This is a genomic window from Burkholderia sp. PR2 (genome assembly GCF_052372875.1).
In the GTDB taxonomy this organism is placed as follows: Bacteria; Pseudomonadota; Gammaproteobacteria; order Burkholderiales; family Burkholderiaceae; genus Burkholderia; species Burkholderia diffusa.
This window is the reverse complement of record NZ_JBQRWH010000004.1, coordinates 2,959,805-2,978,373: the sequence shown is the minus strand read 5'-3', so window position 1 is coordinate 2,978,373 and position 18,569 is coordinate 2,959,805. Positions and strand designations below refer to the sequence as shown.

General features: G+C 66.2%; 20 protein-coding genes and 1 tRNA gene. 2 read left to right on the top strand and 19 right to left on the bottom strand.

Annotated features, from left to right (window positions below; all coding sequences use genetic code 11):
- Positions 1-19: 19 nt before the first annotated feature.
- From hisC to ACT2FV_RS30930, 8 genes are all read right to left on the bottom strand, one after another.
- Complete coding sequence (hisC, locus tag ACT2FV_RS30965) at positions 20-1,087, bottom strand: histidinol-phosphate transaminase (RefSeq protein ID WP_124626301.1); 1,068 nt, start codon at positions 1,085-1,087, stop codon at positions 20-22.
- A gap of 129 nt (positions 1,088-1,216) precedes the next feature.
- Positions 1,217-1,816 carry an aminoacyl-tRNA hydrolase gene (pth, locus tag ACT2FV_RS30960; protein WP_059451462.1) on the bottom strand — a complete coding sequence of 200 codons (600 nt, stop codon included), beginning with the start codon at positions 1,814-1,816 and terminating at the stop codon, positions 1,217-1,219.
- A gap of 120 nt (positions 1,817-1,936) precedes the next feature.
- A complete protein-coding gene (locus tag ACT2FV_RS30955; RefSeq protein WP_059598854.1) occupies positions 1,937-2,545 on the bottom strand; it encodes a 50S ribosomal protein L25/general stress protein Ctc in 609 nt (202 codons plus the stop codon).
- A 162-nt stretch (positions 2,546-2,707) separates the two neighbouring features.
- A complete protein-coding gene (locus ACT2FV_RS30950) occupies positions 2,708-3,670 on the bottom strand; it encodes a ribose-phosphate pyrophosphokinase (RefSeq protein ID WP_006483739.1) in 963 nt (320 codons plus the stop codon).
- A gap of 44 nt (positions 3,671-3,714) precedes the next feature.
- A tRNA-Gln gene (locus ACT2FV_RS30945) sits at positions 3,715-3,791 on the bottom strand.
- A 53-nt stretch (positions 3,792-3,844) separates the two neighbouring features.
- Positions 3,845-4,726 carry a 4-(cytidine 5'-diphospho)-2-C-methyl-D-erythritol kinase gene (gene ispE / locus ACT2FV_RS30940; protein ID WP_151048299.1) on the bottom strand — a complete coding sequence of 294 codons (882 nt, stop codon included), beginning with the start codon at positions 4,724-4,726 and terminating at the stop codon, positions 3,845-3,847.
- Between the two features lie 27 nt (positions 4,727-4,753).
- Entirely contained in the window at positions 4,754-5,374 is a 621-nt protein-coding gene (gene lolB / locus ACT2FV_RS30935; protein WP_124626472.1) for a lipoprotein insertase outer membrane protein LolB, read from the bottom strand.
- Positions 5,374-7,197 carry a tetratricopeptide repeat protein gene (locus ACT2FV_RS30930; RefSeq protein WP_444505353.1) on the bottom strand — a complete coding sequence of 608 codons (1,824 nt, stop codon included), beginning with the start codon at positions 7,195-7,197 and terminating at the stop codon, positions 5,374-5,376. The genes lolB and ACT2FV_RS30930 overlap by 1 nt, the downstream gene beginning before the upstream one ends.
- An 86-nt stretch (positions 7,198-7,283) precedes the next feature.
- Between ACT2FV_RS30930 and mutM the strand changes: the two genes are divergently transcribed.
- Together mutM and mutY are read left to right on the top strand one after the other, a co-directional pair.
- Entirely contained in the window at positions 7,284-8,111 is an 828-nt protein-coding gene (gene mutM, locus ACT2FV_RS30925; protein WP_444505352.1) for a bifunctional DNA-formamidopyrimidine glycosylase/DNA-(apurinic or apyrimidinic site) lyase, read from the top strand.
- Positions 8,112-8,148: 37 nt separating this feature from the next.
- A complete protein-coding gene (gene mutY / locus ACT2FV_RS30920) occupies positions 8,149-9,255 on the top strand; it encodes an A/G-specific adenine glycosylase (RefSeq protein ID WP_151048296.1) in 1,107 nt (368 codons plus the stop codon).
- A 113-nt stretch (positions 9,256-9,368) separates the two neighbouring features.
- Here the strand turns inward: mutY and ACT2FV_RS30915 are convergent, their stop codons facing one another.
- From ACT2FV_RS30915 to kdsD, 11 genes are all read right to left on the bottom strand, one after another.
- Positions 9,369-10,004 (bottom strand): LON peptidase substrate-binding domain-containing protein, encoded by a 636-nt coding sequence (locus ACT2FV_RS30915; RefSeq protein ID WP_059598835.1) that lies wholly within the window; start codon positions 10,002-10,004, stop codon positions 9,369-9,371.
- A gap of 26 nt (positions 10,005-10,030) precedes the next feature.
- Positions 10,031-10,939 (bottom strand): RNase adapter RapZ, encoded by a 909-nt coding sequence (gene rapZ, locus ACT2FV_RS30910; protein ID WP_059526093.1) that lies wholly within the window; start codon positions 10,937-10,939, stop codon positions 10,031-10,033.
- A 76-nt stretch (positions 10,940-11,015) separates the two neighbouring features.
- On the bottom strand, positions 11,016-11,984 hold the full coding sequence (hprK, locus tag ACT2FV_RS30905; RefSeq protein ID WP_010090664.1) for an HPr(Ser) kinase/phosphatase: 969 nt from the start codon (positions 11,982-11,984) through the stop codon (positions 11,016-11,018).
- A gap of 119 nt (positions 11,985-12,103) precedes the next feature.
- On the bottom strand, positions 12,104-12,643 hold the full coding sequence (locus tag ACT2FV_RS30900; RefSeq protein WP_059598834.1) for a PTS sugar transporter subunit IIA: 540 nt from the start codon (positions 12,641-12,643) through the stop codon (positions 12,104-12,106).
- A gap of 169 nt (positions 12,644-12,812) precedes the next feature.
- Positions 12,813-13,172, bottom strand: coding sequence for a ribosome hibernation-promoting factor, HPF/YfiA family (gene hpf / locus ACT2FV_RS30895; RefSeq protein ID WP_006477786.1), 360 nt, complete (start codon positions 13,170-13,172; stop codon positions 12,813-12,815).
- A 159-nt stretch (positions 13,173-13,331) separates the two neighbouring features.
- Positions 13,332-14,837 (bottom strand): RNA polymerase factor sigma-54, encoded by a 1,506-nt coding sequence (locus ACT2FV_RS30890; protein WP_059598833.1) that lies wholly within the window; start codon positions 14,835-14,837, stop codon positions 13,332-13,334.
- A 133-nt stretch (positions 14,838-14,970) separates the two neighbouring features.
- Positions 14,971-15,747 carry an LPS export ABC transporter ATP-binding protein gene (lptB, locus tag ACT2FV_RS30885; protein WP_059598832.1) on the bottom strand — a complete coding sequence of 259 codons (777 nt, stop codon included), beginning with the start codon at positions 15,745-15,747 and terminating at the stop codon, positions 14,971-14,973.
- A complete protein-coding gene (gene lptA, locus ACT2FV_RS30880; RefSeq protein ID WP_059464489.1) occupies positions 15,744-16,409 on the bottom strand; it encodes a lipopolysaccharide transport periplasmic protein LptA in 666 nt (221 codons plus the stop codon). Before lptA ends, lptB begins: the two co-directional genes overlap by 4 nt.
- Before the next feature lie 20 nt (positions 16,410-16,429).
- Positions 16,430-17,044, bottom strand: a complete 615-nt coding sequence (gene lptC / locus ACT2FV_RS30875) for an LPS export ABC transporter periplasmic protein LptC (RefSeq protein ID WP_059451451.1) — start codon at positions 17,042-17,044, stop codon at positions 16,430-16,432.
- Positions 17,045-17,047: 3 nt separating this feature from the next.
- Positions 17,048-17,584: a KdsC family phosphatase gene (locus ACT2FV_RS30870; RefSeq protein ID WP_059598831.1), complete on the bottom strand. Its 537-nt coding sequence runs from the start codon at positions 17,582-17,584 to the stop codon at positions 17,048-17,050.
- Positions 17,584-18,567, bottom strand: a complete 984-nt coding sequence (kdsD, locus tag ACT2FV_RS30865; RefSeq protein ID WP_059598830.1) for an arabinose 5-phosphate isomerase KdsD — start codon at positions 18,565-18,567, stop codon at positions 17,584-17,586. The genes ACT2FV_RS30870 and kdsD overlap by 1 nt, the downstream gene beginning before the upstream one ends.
- Positions 18,568-18,569 lie beyond the last annotated feature (2 nt).

Genomic DNA, 18,569 nt, shown 5'->3' with positions numbered 1-18,569 from the left:
TTCCACTTCTCCCTTCGCTTCAGCCGATCAGGTCGCGCAATGCCGCGACGAGCGCGTCGCATTCGGCGTCGGTGCCGACGGTGATGCGCAAATGCTGGTCGATGCGTGGCGCCCGGAAGTGCCGTACGAAAATTTCCCGATCCTTCAGCTTTGCCGCGATCGTGCCCGCATCGTGCGCGGGATGGCGCGCGAACACGAAATTCGCGCTCGACGGCACGACGTCGAAACCGAGTGCCTCCAGCGCGTGCGTGAGCCGCGCGCGGCTGTCGATCACGCGTCGGCAGGTCGCACCGAAGTAGTCGGTGTCCTCGTATGCCGCCTGCGCGGCGACCTGCGCGAGCCGGTCGAGCGGATAGGAATTGAAGCTGTCCTTCACACGATTCAGTGCGTCGATCAACGCCGCATCGCCGAACGCGAAGCCGACGCGCATGCCCGCGAGCGAGCGCGCCTTCGACGTCGTGTGCACGACGAGCAGGTTCGGATGGCGGTCGATCAGCGTGATCGCGGATTGCGCGCCGAAATCGACGTACGCCTCGTCGATCAACACGACCGACGACGGGTTCGCGGCCGCAATCCGCTCAATGTCCGCGAGCGGCAGCGCGCGCCCGGTCGGCGCGTTCGGGTTCGGAAACAGCACGCCGCCCACATCGTCGAGATAGTCTTCGACACGGATCGAGAAGTCGTCCGCGAGCGGCACGATTGCGGTCTCGACACCGTACAGGCGCGCGTAGGTCGGGTAGAAGCTGTACGAAATATCGGGAAAGCGCAGCGGCCGGTCATGCTTGAGCAGTGCCTGGAACGCGTGCGCGAGCACCTCGTCGGAGCCGTTGCCGACGAAGACCTGCTCGGGCTTGATGCGATGATGGGCCGCGACCGTCTCGCGCAGTGCGCGCGCGAGCGGGTCGGGATAGCGGCGCAGCGTGTCGCCGGTGTCGCCGAGTTCGCGTGCGATCGCCGCGACGACGCGCGGCGAAGGCGGATAGGGATTCTCGTTGGTGTTCAGCTTGACGGGGTGTGCGAGCGCGGGCTGTTCGCCCGGCACGTAAGGCACGAGTTGCTGAACGATGTCGCTCCAGTAACGGCTCACCGCTTGGCTCCTGACGGGCAAAAACAACCAGATTACCGCATGTGGATGCGGCGGTGCGCGATTGCGCACGACCGAGACGCCGCCCGGCGGCGCCGGACGGCACGTGCACCATGCCGGTGCGGTGCGCAGTCAGTTGCGATGCAACTGCATCGTCGCGCGGTCGAGTTCGCCCTTGACGACCATCGGCATGACGGCGAGCGCACGCTCGATCGATGCGTCGATCACGTCCTGCTCTTCGCGGCGCGGCGGCTTCAGCACGAAGTTCGCGACGTCGGGCTTCGCGCCGGCGCGCGCGCCTTCCGGGATCAGGTCGCGCGGATGGCCGATGCCGATGCGCAGGCGCCAGTACTGCTGCGACGACAGATGCGCGGTGATGTCCTTCAGGCCGTTGTGACCGCCGCTGCCGCCGCCGAGCTTCAGCTTCACCGTGCCGGGCGGCAGATCGAGTTCGTCGTGTGCGACGAGGATCTGGTCGGGCAGGATCTTGAAGAAGCTCGCGAGCGCGACGACCGACTGGCCGGAGCGGTTCATGTAGGTTTGCGGCTCGAGCAGGTGGACTTCCTCGCCGTGCAGGCGCGCCTTCGCATAGAAGCCATGGAAGCGGCGCTCGTCGCGCAGCGTCGCGCCTGCTTCGCGGGCGAGCTGGTCGATCAGCCAGAAGCCGGCGTTGTGGCGCGTCGCAGTATATTCTGCCCCGGGATTGCCGAGGCCGACGATCAGTTTGATCATGACGTTTCGTAGGCGGCAGCGCCCGCCTGGGCGCAGAAAAAGAAAAACCCGCCGGGCAAGCCGCGGCGGGTTGTGTCGACCGTTTCTTGAAACGGATCGAACGGGCGCGTAGGCGGCCGTTTAGGCAGCCGGCGTTTCGCCTTCGCCTGCTGCGTCCGACACGGCACCAGCCGGGACCGTCGCCGATGCGACAACCGGGTTTTCCGCGTCGACGTGCGCGACCAGCGTCACGCCCTTCGGCAGTGCGATGTCCTTCGCGTGCAGCGACTGACCTGCTTCGATCTTCGACAGATCGACTTCCAGGAATTCCGGCAGAGCCGACGGCAGGCACTCGACTTCGATTTCCGTCGTGACGTGCGAGACGATTGCGCTCGACAGCTTCACTGCCGGGCTGACTTCAGCGTTCAGGAAGTGCAGCGGCACCTTCGTGTGCAGCTTCTTCTTCGCGTCGACGCGCTGGAAGTCCACGTGCAGCACGAGTTGCTTGAACGGGTGGTATTGCACGTCGCGCAGCAGAACCTGTTGCGACTGGCCAGCCACTTCGAGGTCGAGGATCGACGAGTGGAAGGCTTCCTTCTTCAGTGCGTGCCACAGCGCGTTGTGATCGAGTTCGATCTTTTGCGGGGCTGCTTCGCCACCGTAGACGATACCCGTGGTCTTACCGGCGTTGCGCAGGCGGCGGCTCGCACCCGTACCTTGCTGTTGGCGCTCGAAAGCGACGACTTTCATGTGATTCTCCATTAGCTGCCCGCGACCAGGCAGTAAAACGGGGCCGGCGAAATGGCGGCCCCCGATGAAACGGACGGGGCTTCGTCTATCCCGTCCGATTGTGCAAAAAGCGAAGCGTTGCCGCTTCGCTTTCCGCGCATGCTATGTCGTGTCGTTCCGCGATCAGGATTCCGCGAACAGCGACATCACCGAGTCGCCGCGGCGAATCCGCGAGAACGTTTCGGCCAGCAGGCTCGCGCTCGTCAGTGAGCGGATCTTCGAGCACGCCAGCGATTCGGCCGACAGCGGGATCGTATCGGTGACGACCAGCTCGTCGAGTGCCGATGCGGCGATGCGGTCGGCGGCGCCGCCCGACAGAACCGGGTGCGTCGCGTACGCGAACACCTGCTTCGCACCGCGATCCTTCAGCACTTGCGCTGCCTTGCAGAGCGTGCCTGCCGTATCGACCATGTCGTCCATGATCACGCAGGTGCGGCCTTCGACTTCACCGATGATGTTCATCACTTCGGCGACGTTCGCCTTCGGACGACGCTTGTCGATGATCGCGAGATCGCAGTTGAGCTGCTTCGCGAGTGCCCGGGCACGGACCACGCCGCCGACGTCCGGCGACACGACGAGCAGATCCGAGTAGTTCTGCTTGCGCAGGTCGCCCAGCAGGATCGGCGTTGCGTAGATGTTGTCGACCGGGATGTCGAAGAAGCCTTGAATCTGATCGGCGTGCAGATCCATCGTGATGATCCGCTCGACACCGGCGATTTCCAGCATGTTCGCGATGACCTTCGCCGAGATCGCGACGCGCGCCGAGCGCGGGCGACGGTCCTGGCGGGCATAGCCGAAGTAGGGGATGGCGGCAGTGATCCGGCCGGCGGACGCACGCTTGAGCGCGTCGACCATGATCATCAGTTCCATCAGGTTGTCGTTCGTGGGCGCGCACGTGGATTGCAGGACGAAGACGTCCTTGCCGCGCACGTTTTCCTGGATCTCGACCTGGATCTCGCCGTCGGAGAAACGGCTGACCATTGCTTTGCCGAGGGGGATTCCAAGGATATTGACGACTTCCTGGGCGAGCGCGGGATTCGCGTTGCCAGTAAAGACCATCAAGCCATCATGGCTGTGGCTGCTCATCGTGCACCTGCTTCAGGCTTAGGCGGGAAATGCGGGAAAATTTTTGGCAGGGGAGGAAGGACTCGAACCCTCGCATGCCGGAATCAAAATCCGGTGCCTTGACCAACTTGGCGACTCCCCTACACTCAACTGATAACTTCACCGGACTTGTAGGCTATCCGATAAAGCAAAACTTCATGACGCGAAAGCGAAGAGCGGATGCTCGTTCAGACTCTCGGCAACTGCACCGTTCCAACTGGTGGGCAGCTTGGCTTTCGCCGCTTCTGCCTCGTGCCTGCTATGAAACGCTGCAAACACGCTTGCTCCGGAGCCGGTCATCCTCGCGGGGGTCACATCATACAACCATTTGACCACCTGCGCAACTTCCGCGTATTTACTTGTCACAACTTGCTGCATGTCGTTCCGGCCGAAGCTGTCTGGCCATCCCGCATCGCGGCTTTGCTGTGCAAGAAAGTCCGTAATTGTGACGCGCTTCGTATCTCTTGTCAACAACTCATCTGAAAAAATTTCAGCGGTGGGGACATGAACTCGTGGCGTCACAACCAAGAACCAGCGAGTCGGCAATTCTACCTCAGCTAATTCTTCTCCGATACCCTCTGCGAACGCATTTTTTCCAAAAACAAAAAACGGGACGTCCGCGCCGAGTTTCACCGCGAGCGACTGCAGTTCCGTGCGCGGCAGATCGAGTTGCCACAGGCGGTTCAGCGCGAGCAGCGTCGTCGCCGCGTCCGAGCTGCCGCCGCCGAGGCCCGCGCCCATCGGCAGGCGCTTGTCGATCTCGATGTCGACGCCGGCCGTGGTGCCCGTGTGCGTTTTCAGCAGGTTAGCCGCGCGCACGACGAGATCGCTTTCCTCGGGCACGCCCGGCACGTCGGTGACGCGTGCGACGCGACCGTCGTCGCGCAGTGTGAAGTGCAGCGTATCGCCCCAGTTCAGCAGCTGGAACACGCTCTGCAGATCGTGATAGCCGTTCGGTCGACGGCCGGTGATGTGCAGGAACAGGTTGAGTTTCGCGGGCGCAAGGCAGTTGCGCAGCGAGCGGGTCGAATCGGTCATGCGTATGTCGGGGCTAGGTTCACGTGCTTACTGGTCGAGCACGAGCTTGATGTCGAGCGGCGGCGTCGCGCGCACGAGGTTGACGCGTTTGACGCCCGTCGCCGGTGCGTCCGCGTAGGCGAGATAGTCGATCGTCCAGCCGTCCTGGCGGATCTGCTTGACGTGCGTCGTGTCCGCCGGGTCGCGCACCGTCTGCGCGGGCGTCGCGGGCGCGGGCGTCGGCAGCAGCCAATAGCGCAGACCGGCCAGCGGCAGCGAGAAGCCGAGCGCGTTCTGCATCAGTTCGCCGACGTCCGTCGCGTATTGCGGCTGGCGGTTCGGCAGTTCGAGCGATGCGGCCTGCGGCGTCGATTTCACGACCGCGAGCGTCTGGCCGAGCGGGCTGCGCAGTTCGAGCGACACGTCGTCGCCGTGCTCCTGCCAGTCGAAGTTGCCGTACACGTTCTGTGGTCGGCCGAGGCGGTCACTGTACTGCACCGCGAAGCGGCCGTGGTACGCGTGTGTCGCGGCCGTCTGCAGCACGGCGCCCGACGGCGCATTTGCCGACGGCGGCGTGCTCGCGCAGCCGACGAGCGCGAGCGCGGCGCCAGCCGCGGCAAGCGCGCGCAGCGCGCGGGAAGACGGGGAAAGCATCGGGAACATCCGCATCACAGGCCGTTGACCTGCAGGCGCTTGAGCGTCTGCACGAGCGTGTCGTTGTCGGGTTCGAGCTTCTGCGCGGCACGCCACGCGACGCGCGCGTCGTCCTGCGCGCCGCTCTTCCACAGCACTTCGCCGAGGTGCGCGCCGATCTCGGCGTTCGGCTGCAGCTCGTACGCGCGCCGCAGCACCTTCGTCGCGCCCGCCGTGTCGCCCATCCGGTACTTCACCCAGCCGAGGCTGTCCATGATGTACGCGTCGTTCGGCGCGAGCGACAGTGCCTTGTCGATCAGCTTGCTGGCCTCGGGCAGGCGCTGGTTGCGATCGGCCAGCGAATAGCCGAGCGCGTTGTACGCCTGCGGGTTGTCGGGCTGCGTGCGGATCAGCTCGCGCAGCTGCTTTTCCATCGCCGCGTAGTGGCCGGTCTTCTCGGCCGCCATCGCGTAGTCGTAGCGCAGGTCGGGATCGTCCGGGAAATCCTGGACTGCCTGCGCGAGTCGCGCCTCGGCTTCCGGATAGCGCTTCGCGGTGAACAGGATCGACGCATCGGTGCGTGCGACCACGGCCGCATCGCGCGGATCGCTGATCGGCAGGTCGTCGAGCACCTTGCGTGCCTCGTCGGTCTTGCCCTGTTTCTGCAGCAGCTGCGCGCGCGTGATCTGCGCGGGCAGGTAGTGCTGGCTCGTCTGGTCGACCTTGTCGAGCCATTGCGACGCCTGCGCATCGTTGCCCTGTTCGATCGAAATCTGCGCGAGGTAGATGTAGCCCTGGCCGACGTCGAGGTTCGGCTGCTTGTCGCCGAGCTGCACGTACTGTTTCAGGTACGCGCTCGCGTCGTCGAGCTTCTTCTGCTGGATCTTGATCAGCGCGAGCGCCATCAGCGGCGTCGGGTCCTTCGAGTCGAGCTCGCGCATCGTCTCGAACTGCTTCTGCGCGTCGTCGAGGCGGTCGTCGGAGAGATAGAGCTGCGACAGAGCGAGGCGCGCATCGCGCGACTTCGGATTCTGCTGAACATATTTCTCGAACGACGCGATGCCGGCCGCGCGCTCGGCGGGCCCCATCTGCGACAGCATCAGCGCCGCCGGCAGATAGTCGGGGCGGATCTGCAGCGCCTGCTTCAGCGACTGCGCCGCGCCTTCCTTGTCGTCGACCGCGATTTGCTGCCGCGCGATCGCGAGCTGCGCCTCGGGGCGGTTCATGTCGTTCTTCAGCATGTCCTTCAGCACCGCGAGGCCGCCGACGCGGTCGGCGCCGCGCACCAGCAGTGCCTGCAGCGCGAGGATCGCGGGGCCGCGCGTTTCACCGGTCGCGCGGGCCAGTTCGCGCGCGAGCATCGGCTGCGCGTCGGCCGGCTTGCCGGCGAGCACGAGCAGCGCGGCGTCGACTTGCGATGCGCGGTTCGAATCGGGTGCGTACTGGCGCCACAGATTGGCTGCGGACAGCGCGTCGGCCGGGCTTTGCGCGCCGAGCGCGATCTCGGTCGCACGCTGCGCCATGCGGGGGTCGCGCGTGTCGCGGGCGAGCGCGAGGTAGGTCTGGTAGGCCGGCGCGGGCTGGTTGCGCTGGAGCGCGACCTCGGCGGCCAGCACCTGATAGACGATCTGGCTCGTCAGCGGGACGCCCGGGAGATCCTTTTTCTCGTCCGGCATTACGTGCTCGAACGCGCCCTGCGGCTCCGCGTCGTCCGATGCCGGATTCTGCGCGTGAGCCGGGAAGGCGGTGAGGGTCCACGCGGCGAACAGCGCGGCGCCGAGCGCACGGCGGACCGGGAAGGCGCGCGCGCCGCGCACGGCGGCGGGGCGCTTCAGAAGCAGCTTCGAGGGCAAGGTCATGGAAATCCGTTCGATGTTTCAACCGATTGTAACGCGCTCGCTACAATACACGCACGATCGTGAATCCAGTCTCAGACCCGCAAAACATGCCAGAGTTGCCAGAAGTCGAAGTCACGCGCCGGGGCATCGAGCCCTTTGTCGCGGGCCGCCGCGTCGAGCGTGTCGACGTCCGTACCGCGATGCTGCGCTGGCCCGTGCCGGCGGAGCTCTCCGAGCAATTGCGCGCGCGCGAGGTGCTCGCCGTCGAGCGTCGCGGCAAGTATCTGCTGTTCGAGGTCGACGCGGGCTGGTTCATCGTTCATCTCGGGATGACGGGCACGCTGCGCGTGCTGCCCGCGGCCGGCGTGCCGGTCGCCGCGAAACACGACCACATCGACTGGATCTTCGACGAATTCGTGCTCCGGTTCCGCGATCCGCGCCGTTTCGGCGCGGTGCTGTGGCACCCGCGCGAAGCGGGCGACGTGCATGCGCATCCGCTGCTCGCCAGCCTCGGCGTCGAGCCGTTCTCGCCGGCGTTCACCGGCGCGCTGCTGCACGCGCGCACGCGCGGCCGCACGGTGTCGGTCAAGCAGGCGCTGCTCGCGGGCAACATGGTCGTCGGCGTCGGCAACATCTATGCGTCGGAGAGCCTGTTTCGCGCGGGCATCCGGCCGACGACCGCCGCCGGCAAGGTGTCGCTGCCGCGCTACGAGCGGCTGGCCGACGCGGTGCGCGCGACCCTCGCCGACGCGATCGAGCGCGGCGGCAGCACGCTGCGCGATTTCGTCGGCAGCAACGGCGAAAGCGGCTATTTCCAGCTCGACTGCTTCGTCTACGACCGGGCGGGGCTACCTTGCCGCACATGCGGCACGCCGATCCGCCAGATCGTGCAGGGGCAGCGCTCGACCTATTTCTGCCCGACCTGCCAGCGTTGAGTCGCGCGTTGCAACCTCTTTCCAAAGATTCGAACACTTGAAGCCGCCCCGCATTGCTCCCGCTCCGTTCCCCGTCACACCGCTGCATCGCACGTTCGCCACGCGCCTGATCGCCTGGCAGCGCGTGCACGGTCGCCACGACCTGCCGTGGCAGAACACCCGTGATCCCTACTGGATCTGGCTGTCGGAAATCATGCTGCAGCAGACGCAGGTCTCGACCGTCGTCCCGTATTACACGCGCTTTCTCGAGCGCTTTCCCGACGTCGCCGCGCTCGCGGCCGCGCCGTCCGACGACGTGATGGCGCTGTGGGCCGGGCTCGGCTACTACTCGCGCGCACGCAACCTGCATCGCTGCGCGCAGGTCGTCGTCGCCGAGCATGGCGGCGTATTCCCGTCGACGCCGGAAGCGCTCGCCGAACTGCCGGGCATCGGCCGTTCGACGGCCGCGGCGATTGCGTCGTTCGCGTACGGTGCGCGCGCGACGATCCTCGACGGCAACGTGAAGCGCGTGCTGGCGCGGGTGTTCGGCGTCGAAGGCTTTCCGGGCGAGAAGCGCGTCGAGAACGACATGTGGGCGCTTGCGGAATCGCTGCTGCCGGATGCCGCGAACGCGGCCGACGTGAGTGCCTATACGCAGGGGCTGATGGATCTCGGCGCGACGCTGTGCGTGCGCGGCAAGCCGGATTGCGCGCGCTGCCCGTTCGCGGGCGACTGTGTCGCGCAATCGACGGGCCGGCAGCGCGAACTTCCGGCCGCGCGGCCGAAGAAGGCGGTGCCGACGCGCAAGACCTGGATGCTCGTGTTGCGCGACGGCGACGCCGTGCTGCTCGAGCGGCGTCCGCCGGCCGGCATCTGGGGCGGCCTGTGGTGCCTGCCGCAGGCAGACGGCGATGTGGCACTCGCGGAACTCGCACGCGGCTTCGGCGGTGGCGGCCCGGTGCCGCTCGCGCCGTTCACGCACACGTTCACGCATTTCCGGCTCGAGATCGAGCCGCGGCTGAGCGATGTGGCGAACGGCGGGCGGCCGCTCACGCACGTGCAGGATGCCGAGACGGCGTGGGTGCCGTTGGCGGGGCTCGATGCGTACGGCGTGCCGGCGCCCGTGCGCAAGCTACTCGATGCGTTGAGCGGGTCGCTGCTGTAAAGAAAAGGGAAGGGCGCGGCGCGCTCACGGAAGCGCCGGGCCGCCGCGGGTGTTTTGCCCGCCAGGATGATTCGCTCGGCGACGCCGCTGCGACGCGCTTGGTCAGCCGAGGCTTACAGCCAACCGTGCCGATCGAGCACGTGGTGCACGGCATCGATCCGCGCGCCGACGTCCGGAAATTCCATCAATTTCTGCCGCGCACGCAGGTCGAGCGGCAGCAGTTCAGCGAGGCGGTTCGATACCCAGCTCGGGTCGTCGAGACGAAACGGTTCGGCGAACGGCATCTTGTCCGGTTCGGATTTCTTCAGCGCTTCGATGATGCGCTCCAGCACCTCGGCACACGAGCCGAATTGCGCGAGCGCCTGTTCACCTTCGAGCGGGATGTCGTCGGGCAGCGGCTCCGCGATCCCGACCAGCAGCCCGTTGCCTTCGACGCGATACGACAGCAGCTCGAATCGCTGCGTGCCGATCGCCTGCAGGTACAGCATCCCGAATTCGCCGGTATCGCACTCGGTGATGCGCGCCATGCAGCCGATCGTCTCGGGCACCGACACGGCGCCGTCCTGCGCGACTTCTGGCCCGCTCTTCAGCAGGCACACGCCGAACGGCGCGTCGTCGCGCAGGCATGCGCGGGACATGTCGAGATAGCGCGCCTCGAACACCTTGAGCGGCAGCCAGCCACCGGGGAACAGCACCGTGTGCAGCGGAAACAGCGGCAGGTCGATCAGGGTGGTCGATAGCGTGGACATGGCGCACCGGCAAGAGGGCGGTGTCGCTAAGGTCGTTCGACCTCGGCGACGAGCCGCGACGACGCGTCGACATCCACGGGCGCGTCACGATGCCGCACGATCACGTTCGCATCGTGCGCGAGGCGCGCGGCGAGCGTTTCCGCGATGAACACCGAGCGATGCTGACCGCCCGTGCAGCCGATGGCGACGGTCAGGTAGCTGCGGTTGTCTTCGCGAAAGTGCGGGAGCCATTTCGTCAGGAACGCATGGATGTCGTCGATCATCTGGTGGACGATCGGCAGTGCGTCGAGAAAGGCGATGACCGGCTGGTCCAGCCCGGTGAGCGGGCGCAGCTCATGGTCGTAGTACGGGTTCGGCAGCGCGCGCACGTCGAACATCAGGTCGGCATCGAGCGGCACGCCGCGCTTGAAGCCGAACGACTCGAACATCACCATCAGGTCGTTGTTCTTCTGCTCGATGAAGCGCTTGACCCACGTGCGCAGCACGTTCGCGCGCAGCGTGCTGGTATCGATCTGGTGGCCGAATTCGGCGAGCGGTGCGACCAGCTCGCGTTCGCGCTCGATCGCTTCCTCGAGCGACGACAGCAGCCCGACGTTCGCGTCGTGCGACGGCGAGCCGGACAGCGGGTGGCGCCGGCGCGTTTCGGAGAAGCGCTGGATCAGCGCCTGCGTGCTCGCGTTGAGGAACAGCACGCGGACATCGTGCTCGAGCGACAGCGCGCGGATCAGACCGGGCATTTCGTCCAGCGACGCGCTCGAACGCGCGTCGATCGCGACTGCGAGCCGGTGCTGGCCGCCGTCGGCCAGGTAGCGGGCGAGTTCGGGAAGCACGTGCGGCGGCAGGTTGTCGACGCAGTAGTAGCCTGCGTCTTCGAGCGCGTTCAGCGCGACGGACTTGCCTGAGCCGGAGATGCCGGTGATAAGGACGATGCGCATGGGAAGCAGAGAATCCTGACGTTTCATCATAGCACCGGCTCGACGCGTCGGCGCTGCGAGGCCGGCGCGGGGAGCGTTACACGAGCTTGCCGGGGAACTGACTGTCGGGATCTTGCATTGCGAGTCGTTGCCGATCCATGAAATCGCGCAACGTGTCGATTCCGCGCAACTGCAGGATCGTATTCCGCACGGCCGCCTCGACGAGCACCGCGAGGTTGCGGCCGGCCGCAACCTGGATCGTGACCTTGCTGATCGGCAGGCCAAGCACGTCGACCGTCTGGCTTTCCAGCGGCAGCCGCTGGAATTCGCCGTCCGGGCGGCGCACGAGCTGGACGATCAGCTTCAGCTTCATTTTCCGGCGGACCGCCGTTTCACCGAAGATCGTCTTGATGTCGAGCAGGCCGAGACCGCGCACTTCGAGCAGGTTCTGCAGCAGCGGCGGGCAGCGGCCTTCGACGAAATCGGGGCCAAGTCGGACGAAATCGACGGCATCGTCCGCGACGAGGCCGTGGCCGCGACTGATGAGTTCGAGGCCCAGTTCGCTCTTGCCGAGCCCGGAGTCGCCGGTGAGCAGCACGCCCATCCCGAGGATGTCGAGGAACACGCCGTGCAGCGTCGCGCGCGGCGCGAGGATGCGCGACATGTAGAGCCGCAGGCTGTCGATCACCGCGGCGGCCGACATCGGCGTCGTGAACAGCGGCGTGGACGAGCGCGTGCAGCGCAGCACGAGTTCGGGCGGCGCCGCGGCGCCGCCGGCGACGACGAGGAACGGTGGCTCGAGGGCGATCAGCTCGGCCATGTGGCGCGAACGGTCTTCGTCGGTCTGCCGCTGGTAGTAGTCGATTTCGGCTTCGCCGAGCACCTGGATCCGGTTCGGGTGGATCAGGTTCAGGTGGCCGACGAGGTCGGCGCTCGACGTTGCGTTGGCGACGGTGTCGGCCGAAAAACCGCGCTCCCAGCCTTCATGCCCCGTCAGCCAGCTCAGCTTCAGCGTGGCCGCGTTGTCGTCGAAGATGCTCTGGGCGTTGATGCTGGACGTATCCATGACTCTCGTCACTCCAATGGGCCGGTGTGCAGGCGCGCGGCGACGGACGTCGCCATGCCGGGCGGCCCTGGACGACGGCGTGTGCCGCCGCGTACCGGAAAAATTCCGCCCGGATCAACTCAAGGTTGCCACTGAGTGAGCAGGCGATGCAACTCGGCGATATCCGTTTCGTTGTGCAGACGCTCGCGCGCGTCGCGATCGGACAGCAGTTGCGCGATTTCCGACAGGATCTCGAGGTGCTGCTGGGTGGCTTGCTCGGGGACGAGCAGGAAAATCAGGAGACCGACGGGCTGGCCGTCGGGCGCTTCGAACGGGATCGCGTCGGCCAGCCGCACGAACGCGGCGAGCGGGTGCTTGAGCCCCTTGATGCGCCCGTGCGGAATCGCGACGCCTTCGCCGAGCCCGGTCGAACCGAGGCGCTCGCGCGCGAACAGGTTATCCGTGACGGTGCTGCGGGCGATGCCATTCTGATTCTCGAAGATCAACCCGGCTTGTTCGAAGACGCGTTTCTTGCTGGTGACGGAGAGGTCGATGACGACGTTCTCTATGGGCAGGATTTTGGCTAGGCGATTCATGTTGGCAGGCGATTGGGCGGCCTGGGGTCTCCTTGCGGCGGCAGACTGATTTTCCATGTTCGGCGATATCAAGGCGTTCGGCATCGGAAACCTGCAAGGCAGCTACCGCACCCAACGCCCCCCGGCGATAACCGGAACATTATAGAGCACAGCCGCGTGCGTGGCGCGGCATGGACGGACCGGTCGCACCACTGCCGCTCGGACACAAAAAAAACGCCCGGCGAACCGGGCGGCATGTGTATTGCGGTGAACGTTATTGCGGCGGCAGTTCGATCTGGTCGATCGACGGCTGCAGCTTGATCGGGTCGTGCGCATGGGTCTGCAGACGCTCCATGTGCTTGACGACCTGGCGATCCAGCTTGTCGATCAGCAGATCGATCGCAGCGTACAGGTTGCCGTTCGCGCTTTCGACGAAGATGTCCTTGCCCTTCAGATGCAGATTGATTTCCGCGCGCTGCTGCTTGTCCTTTTCCTTGTGATTGTCGACCGAGAGGATCACAGTGCCATCGATTACCTGATCGCTATGCCGTAGCACCCGGTCCAGCTTGGTGATCACGTATTCGCGAATTGCAGGCGTGACTTCGAGATGATGTCCACTGATCTTCAGGTTCATAGTGCTTCTCCAAGCGAGTGACCACCCGGCCGCATCGAGGCGGCGCTCCGGTCGACTTGCCCCTGCCGCAGGTAGCGGCACATTCGCGGACAAGTCGCCCGGCCTGTTCCCCGTGTGCGCGGTGGCCGGAACACGCCTGCCGCCGGGCAGGCAGCAGGCTTAAAGAGACTTGCGCAGATTCACTGCCGGGATTTTGAGGGCTTCGCGATACTTGGCAACCGTGCGGCGCGCGACCACGAATCCCTGTTCTGCCAGCAGCTCGGCAATGCGGCTGTCCGAAAGTGGCGATTTTGGGTCTTCAGCTCCTATCAGTTGCTTGATCAGGGCTCGGATGGCGGTCGACGATGCGGCGCCTCCGGTGTCGGTCGAAACGTGTGATCCGAAGAAGTACTTAAATTCAAGCGTCCCGAACGGGGTCAGCATGTACTTGCCAGTTGTCACACGGCTGACAGTCGACTCGTGTAGGCCCAGCGTATCAGCTATTTCCCGCAAAACCAAGGGGCGCATGGCAATTTCACCGTGCGCAAAGAAATTCTTCTGACGTTCGACAATAGCCTGCGCGACACGCAGGATCGTGTCGAATCGCTGCTGGATGTTCTTGATCAGCCAGCGTGCTTCCTGGAGCTGCTGTTTCAACGATCCGGCCGACGGGTCGCCACGGCTGTTGCGCAGGATGTTCGCGTACAGGTTGTTGATTCGCAGGCGCGGCATCACTTCCGGATTGAGTTCCGCGAGCCAGCCCTGGCCGGCCTTCTTCACGATGATGTCGGGCACGACGTAGTCGGCCTCGGCCTTGCCGTACGCGGCGCCGGGGAACGGCTCCAGCGAACGGATCAGCGCGTGCGCGTCGCGCAGCGCGTCGTCGCTCGCCTTCAGGTGCTTGCGCAGCCGCGTGAAGTCGCGCGCGGCGAGCAGTTCGAGATGCTGCGACACGATCTCGAGCGCGAGCGTGCGTGTCGGGGACGGATCGAGGCGCAGCAACTGCAGCTTCAGGCATTCGGACGCCGAGCGGGCCCCGACCCCGGCCGGGTCGAAACTGTGCAGCAGCGCGAGCGCCGCATTCAGTTCGTCGCAGTCGATTTCCAGTTCCGGCGGCAGGTCGGCGAGCACTTCGTCGAGGGAGGCGGTCAGGTAACCGTCGTCGTCGAGCGATTCGATCAGGAACATCACGAGCGCGCGATCGCGCGGGCTGGCCTGCGTGACGCGCAATTGCGCGGACAGGTGGTCGCGCAACGACGTCGCGGCTTCCTGCACCTGCAGCGGCGGGAGGTCGTCGTCGTCCGATGCGCCGCTCGAACGGCCGAACTCGTCGAGATTCCACTGCGGGCCGTCGCCCGCGTCGCCCGACGCGTAGCTGTCGTATTCGTCGGCGGCGGCCGGTTCGTCGCGCTCGGCGCGATCGCTCGACTGGCTGCTGCCGTTCGCGGCGCCCGACTCGGTATTCTGGCTGGGCGGCGTCTGCGCGATCAGCGATCCGTCCGCCGCGACGCGCAGCGGGCTCGCGATCCATTCGTCATCGTTCTCGAGCAGCGGATTCTGCGCGACGGCCATCGCGACTTCCTGCTGCAGTTCGAGCGTCGACAACTGCAGCAGCCGGATCGACTGCTGCAGTTGCGGTGTCAGTGCCAGGTGTTGCGACAGGCGGAGTTGAAGGCTGGCTTTCATGGCAGAGAGGGAGTCATACCGGCAGTTTGCCACGACCCAGGTGCCTTGAGCCATCCGCGATTACGCGCGGCGCGGCGCACGGCCGCAGGCGGGAGCCGCCGGACGCCGGAGGGGCGGCCAGCCGCGGGGAAGGTTACATGCGGAAGTGTTCGCCGAGGTACACGCGGCGCACGCTTTCGTTTTCGATGATTTCGCTCGGCGCGCCGGCGGCGAGCACCGAACCGTCGCTGATGATGTATGCGTGGTCGCAGATGCCGAGCGTTTCGCGGACGTTGTGATCGGTAATCAACACGCCGATGTTACGCTGTTTCAGGAACTTGACGATCTTCTGGATCTCGAGCACTGCGATCGGGTCGACGCCGGCGAACGGTTCGTCGAGCAGGATGAAGTTCGGGTTGGTCGCCAGCGCGCGCGCGATTTCGACGCGACGGCGTTCGCCGCCCGACAGCGACAGCGCCGGGTTCTCGCGCAGGTGGCCGATCTGCAGCTCGTCGAGCAGCGCCTCGGTGCGCGCCGCGATCGCGTCCTTCGATAGCCGCTTGCCGTCGTCGCCGTGCTGCAGTTCGAGCACCGCGCGGATGTTTTCCTCGACGGTCAGCTTGCGGAACACCGACGCTTCCTGCGGCAGGTACGACAGGCCGAGCGACGCACGCTTGTGGATCGGCAGCAGGCTGATCGAGCTGCCGTTCAGCGAAATCTCGCCCGCGTCGAGCGGCACGAGGCCGACGATCATGTAGAACGACGTCGTCTTGCCGGCGCCGTTCGGGCCGAGCAGGCCGACGACTTCGCCGCTCTTCACGTCGAGCGACACGTCCTTGACGACCGTGCGCGAGCCGTAGCGTTTCTTCAGGTTGCGGACGACGAGCGAGCTCGTCGTGCCGGCTGGCTGGCGGTTCGAAAGCGCGTTCATTGGCCCGGCGCTCCCTGGATCGTGGTCGACGGCGACAGCTTCGCCGGCGCGCCGTTCAGCTGCCCGGGGCCACCGTTCTTCGGCGACAGCATCGCGCGCACGCGGCCGTTCGGGTTGCCCGGTGCCGCCACGTCCTTGCCGCCCTTCGCGGTGTAGAAGTCGCGCTGGCCGTCGTACGTGATCACGCTGCCGTGCACGGTGTCGGCGATCGTCGACGTGCCCTGCAGGCGGCGCACGGTCGCGGCGGTGGTCAGCGTCGTCAGGTCCTGCTTGCCGTCGTAGTCGATGCGCTCGGCGTCGCCGTCGATGTATTCGTCGAGACCTTCGCGTTTCTGACGGAACGTCGCGTGCTTCTTGCCGCTGCCGAACGATGTCGCGTACTGATAGCCTTCGGGATCCTGGCGCACTTCGACGCGGTCGCCCTTGATGATGATCGTGCCTTTCGTGATCACGACGTTGCCGGTCGCGACCGTCACCTGCTTCAGGTCGTCATAGGTCAGGTTGTCCGCCTCGACGTTGATCGGCTTGTTCTGGTCGGCCTTCTCGGCATGGGCGAGCGGCGCCAGCCCGACGAGCGGGAGCGCCACGAGCGTCGCGGCGAGCGCGGCGCGGACGGCGCGCGCAGCGCCGCCGGAATTCTGTCGAGGGAACGGTTCGTTCATGCAGTCACGTGAGGGATGCGTCACCTGGATTGACCTTTCGAGCCGCCGGACGTGTCCGCCGCGGCGATCGTGCCGCGCACGTTGCCGTAAAGCTCGATGACCCGGGTGACGTTGTTGTACTTCATGCCGTCGGTCGCGTTGACGAGCGACAGGCCGCGCTGAAGTTTAACCGGCTTTTCGGTCTGGATCACATCGTCATTGACGAAGATCCGGAAATGCTGCGAATCGGCCTGCATCTGCGGGTCGCCGCCGCCGGCCACGCGCAGGATGCGCGCGTCGTCGTACAAGTCGACGATCGACACGTCGCCGTTGACGGTGCCGCGCTTCGCGGTGGTCGTCACGACCGGCTTGCCGGGCTGGAATGCGCGCATGGCCGGATCGGTCAGGTCGCTGTTTTCGGTGTCTTCGTAATGAATCAGCTTCGCGGCCGTCAGACGGTACTGCGTTGTGCCCGTCTGGTCGAGCTCGGTGACCGAGAAGTTGTCCGCGAAATAGTCGGGCGTGTGGCGCTTCGGCTGCACGGTGCCTTCGCCGGGCGGCGGCAGCGTCGCCTGCAGCAGCCACCACGTGATGCCCGCGAGCGCGGCGACCGCGACGAGCGGCAGCAGCTGGGTCCAGCGGAAATGCGTGTTCATCCGTCAGGCTCCGCAGGCAGCGGCGAGCAGCGCGTCGTAGCGGCGCTGCGCGCGCAGGATCGCGTCGCAGACTTCGCGCACCGCGCCGTGGCCGCCACGGGCCTCGGCCACCCAGTGCGCGCGGGCGATCACCTCGGGGTGCGCGTTGGCCGGTGCCGTCGCGAAGCCGCAGCGCAGCATCACCGGCAGGTCGGGCCAGTCGTCGCCCATATAGCCGCAAGCGTCGGCGGTGATGCCGAGCGATGCGATCAGGTCGCCGAACACGGCGAGCTTGTTCTCGACGCCCTGGAACAGATGCGCGATCTTCATTTCCTTCGCGCGGGCCGCGACGATGTCCGAGCGGCGCCCGGTGATGATCGCGGTTGCGATGCCGGCCTCGCCGAGCAGCTTCACGCCGTGGCCGTCGAGCGAATTGAACGACTTCATCGCGTCGCCTGCCGCGGTAAACAACAGGCCGCCGTCGGTCAGCACGCCGTCGACGTCGAAAACCATCAGCTTCACGCGGCTCGCGCGTTCGGCCGCAGTCAGCGCTGCACTCATCAGATCACCTTCTTCGAAAACAGGTCGTGCATGTTCAGCGCGCCGATCAGCGCACCGTCGGCATCGACCACCAGCATCTGGTTGATCCGGTGGCGCTCCATCAGTTCCACGGCCTCGACCGCGAGATTGTCGGGGCCGATCGTGCGCGGTTCGCGCGTCATCACGTCGACGATCGGCAGCGTGCGGAAATCACCGTCGCGCGCCAGCACGCGGCGCAGGTCGCCGTCGGTGAAGATGCCGGCCACGCGGCCGTCGGTGTCGACCACGGCGGTCATGCCCAGGCGCTTCGCGGTGATCTGGAACAGTGCGTCCGACAGCGTCGCGTCGAGCCCGACGCGCGGAATGTCGTCGCCCGAGCGCATTACGTCGCGCACGTGGGTGAGCAGGCGCCGGCCGAGCGCGCCACCCGGATGCGAGCGCGCGAAATCCTCGGAGCCGAAGCCGCGCGCGTCGAGCACCGCGACGGCGAGCGCGTCGCCGAGCGCGAGCGCGGCGGTCGTGCTCGCGGTGGGGGCGAGGTTCAGCGGGCAGGCTTCCTTCGAGACCGCGGCGTTCAGGTTCACGTCGGCGAGCGTGCCGAGGCTCGATTCCGCACGGCCCGTGATCGCGATCAGCTTCGCACCGATCCGCTTCACGAGCGGCAGGATCGCGACGAGTTCTTCCGACTCGCCGGAATAGGAGATGCCGATGAAGACGTCGTCCGACGTGACCATGCCGAGGTCGCCGTGGCTGGCCTCGGCCGGGTGGACGAAGAAGGCCGGCGTGCCGGTGCTCGCCAGCGTGGCCGCGATCTTGCGGGCGATATGCCCGGATTTGCCGATGCCGGATACGACGACGCGGCCGCGGCAGCCGAGCAGCAGCGCGACGGCCTGGACGAAGTCGCCGTCGAGCTGGTCGCGCAGCGCGCGCACGGCGTCCGCCTCGATGTCGAGCACGTCGCGGGCGAGCGCGAGCGCCCGATCATCATTGATTTTCGCTATCATGC

What these genes read in the sequence shown, in the direction of transcription:
- pth (WP_059451462.1), bottom strand. Translation starts at nt 1,816, where the DNA reads ATGATCAAACTGATCGTCGGCCTCGGCAATCCCGGGGCAGAATATACT.
- ACT2FV_RS30955 (WP_059598854.1), bottom strand. Translation starts at nt 2,545, where the DNA reads ATGAAAGTCGTCGCTTTCGAGCGCCAACAGCAAGGTACGGGTGCGAGC.
- ACT2FV_RS30950 (WP_006483739.1), bottom strand. Translation starts at nt 3,670, where the DNA reads ATGAGCAGCCACAGCCATGATGGCTTGATGGTCTTTACTGGCAACGCG.
- ispE (WP_151048299.1), bottom strand. Translation starts at nt 4,726, where the DNA reads ATGACCGATTCGACCCGCTCGCTGCGCAACTGCCTTGCGCCCGCGAAA.
- lolB (WP_124626472.1), bottom strand. Translation starts at nt 5,374, where the DNA reads ATGCGGATGTTCCCGATGCTTTCCCCGTCTTCCCGCGCGCTGCGCGCG.
- ACT2FV_RS30930 (WP_444505353.1), bottom strand. Translation starts at nt 7,197, where the DNA reads ATGACCTTGCCCTCGAAGCTGCTTCTGAAGCGCCCCGCCGCCGTGCGC.
- mutM (WP_444505352.1), top strand. Translation starts at nt 7,284, where the DNA reads ATGCCAGAGTTGCCAGAAGTCGAAGTCACGCGCCGGGGCATCGAGCCC.
- ACT2FV_RS30915 (WP_059598835.1), bottom strand. Translation starts at nt 10,004, where the DNA reads ATGTCCACGCTATCGACCACCCTGATCGACCTGCCGCTGTTTCCGCTG.
- rapZ (WP_059526093.1), bottom strand. Translation starts at nt 10,939, where the DNA reads ATGCGCATCGTCCTTATCACCGGCATCTCCGGCTCAGGCAAGTCCGTC.
- hprK (WP_010090664.1), bottom strand. Translation starts at nt 11,984, where the DNA reads ATGGATACGTCCAGCATCAACGCCCAGAGCATCTTCGACGACAACGCG.
- ACT2FV_RS30900 (WP_059598834.1), bottom strand. Translation starts at nt 12,643, where the DNA reads ATGCCGAACGCCTTGATATCGCCGAACATGGAAAATCAGTCTGCCGCC.
- hpf (WP_006477786.1), bottom strand. Translation starts at nt 13,172, where the DNA reads ATGAACCTGAAGATCAGTGGACATCATCTCGAAGTCACGCCTGCAATT.
- ACT2FV_RS30890 (WP_059598833.1), bottom strand. Translation starts at nt 14,837, where the DNA reads ATGAAAGCCAGCCTTCAACTCCGCCTGTCGCAACACCTGGCACTGACA.
- lptB (WP_059598832.1), bottom strand. Translation starts at nt 15,747, where the DNA reads ATGAACGCGCTTTCGAACCGCCAGCCAGCCGGCACGACGAGCTCGCTC.
- lptA (WP_059464489.1), bottom strand. Translation starts at nt 16,409, where the DNA reads ATGAACGAACCGTTCCCTCGACAGAATTCCGGCGGCGCTGCGCGCGCC.
- lptC (WP_059451451.1), bottom strand. Translation starts at nt 17,044, where the DNA reads ATGAACACGCATTTCCGCTGGACCCAGCTGCTGCCGCTCGTCGCGGTC.
- ACT2FV_RS30870 (WP_059598831.1), bottom strand. Translation starts at nt 17,584, where the DNA reads ATGAGTGCAGCGCTGACTGCGGCCGAACGCGCGAGCCGCGTGAAGCTG.
- kdsD (WP_059598830.1), bottom strand. Translation starts at nt 18,567, where the DNA reads ATGATAGCGAAAATCAATGATGATCGGGCGCTCGCGCTCGCCCGCGAC.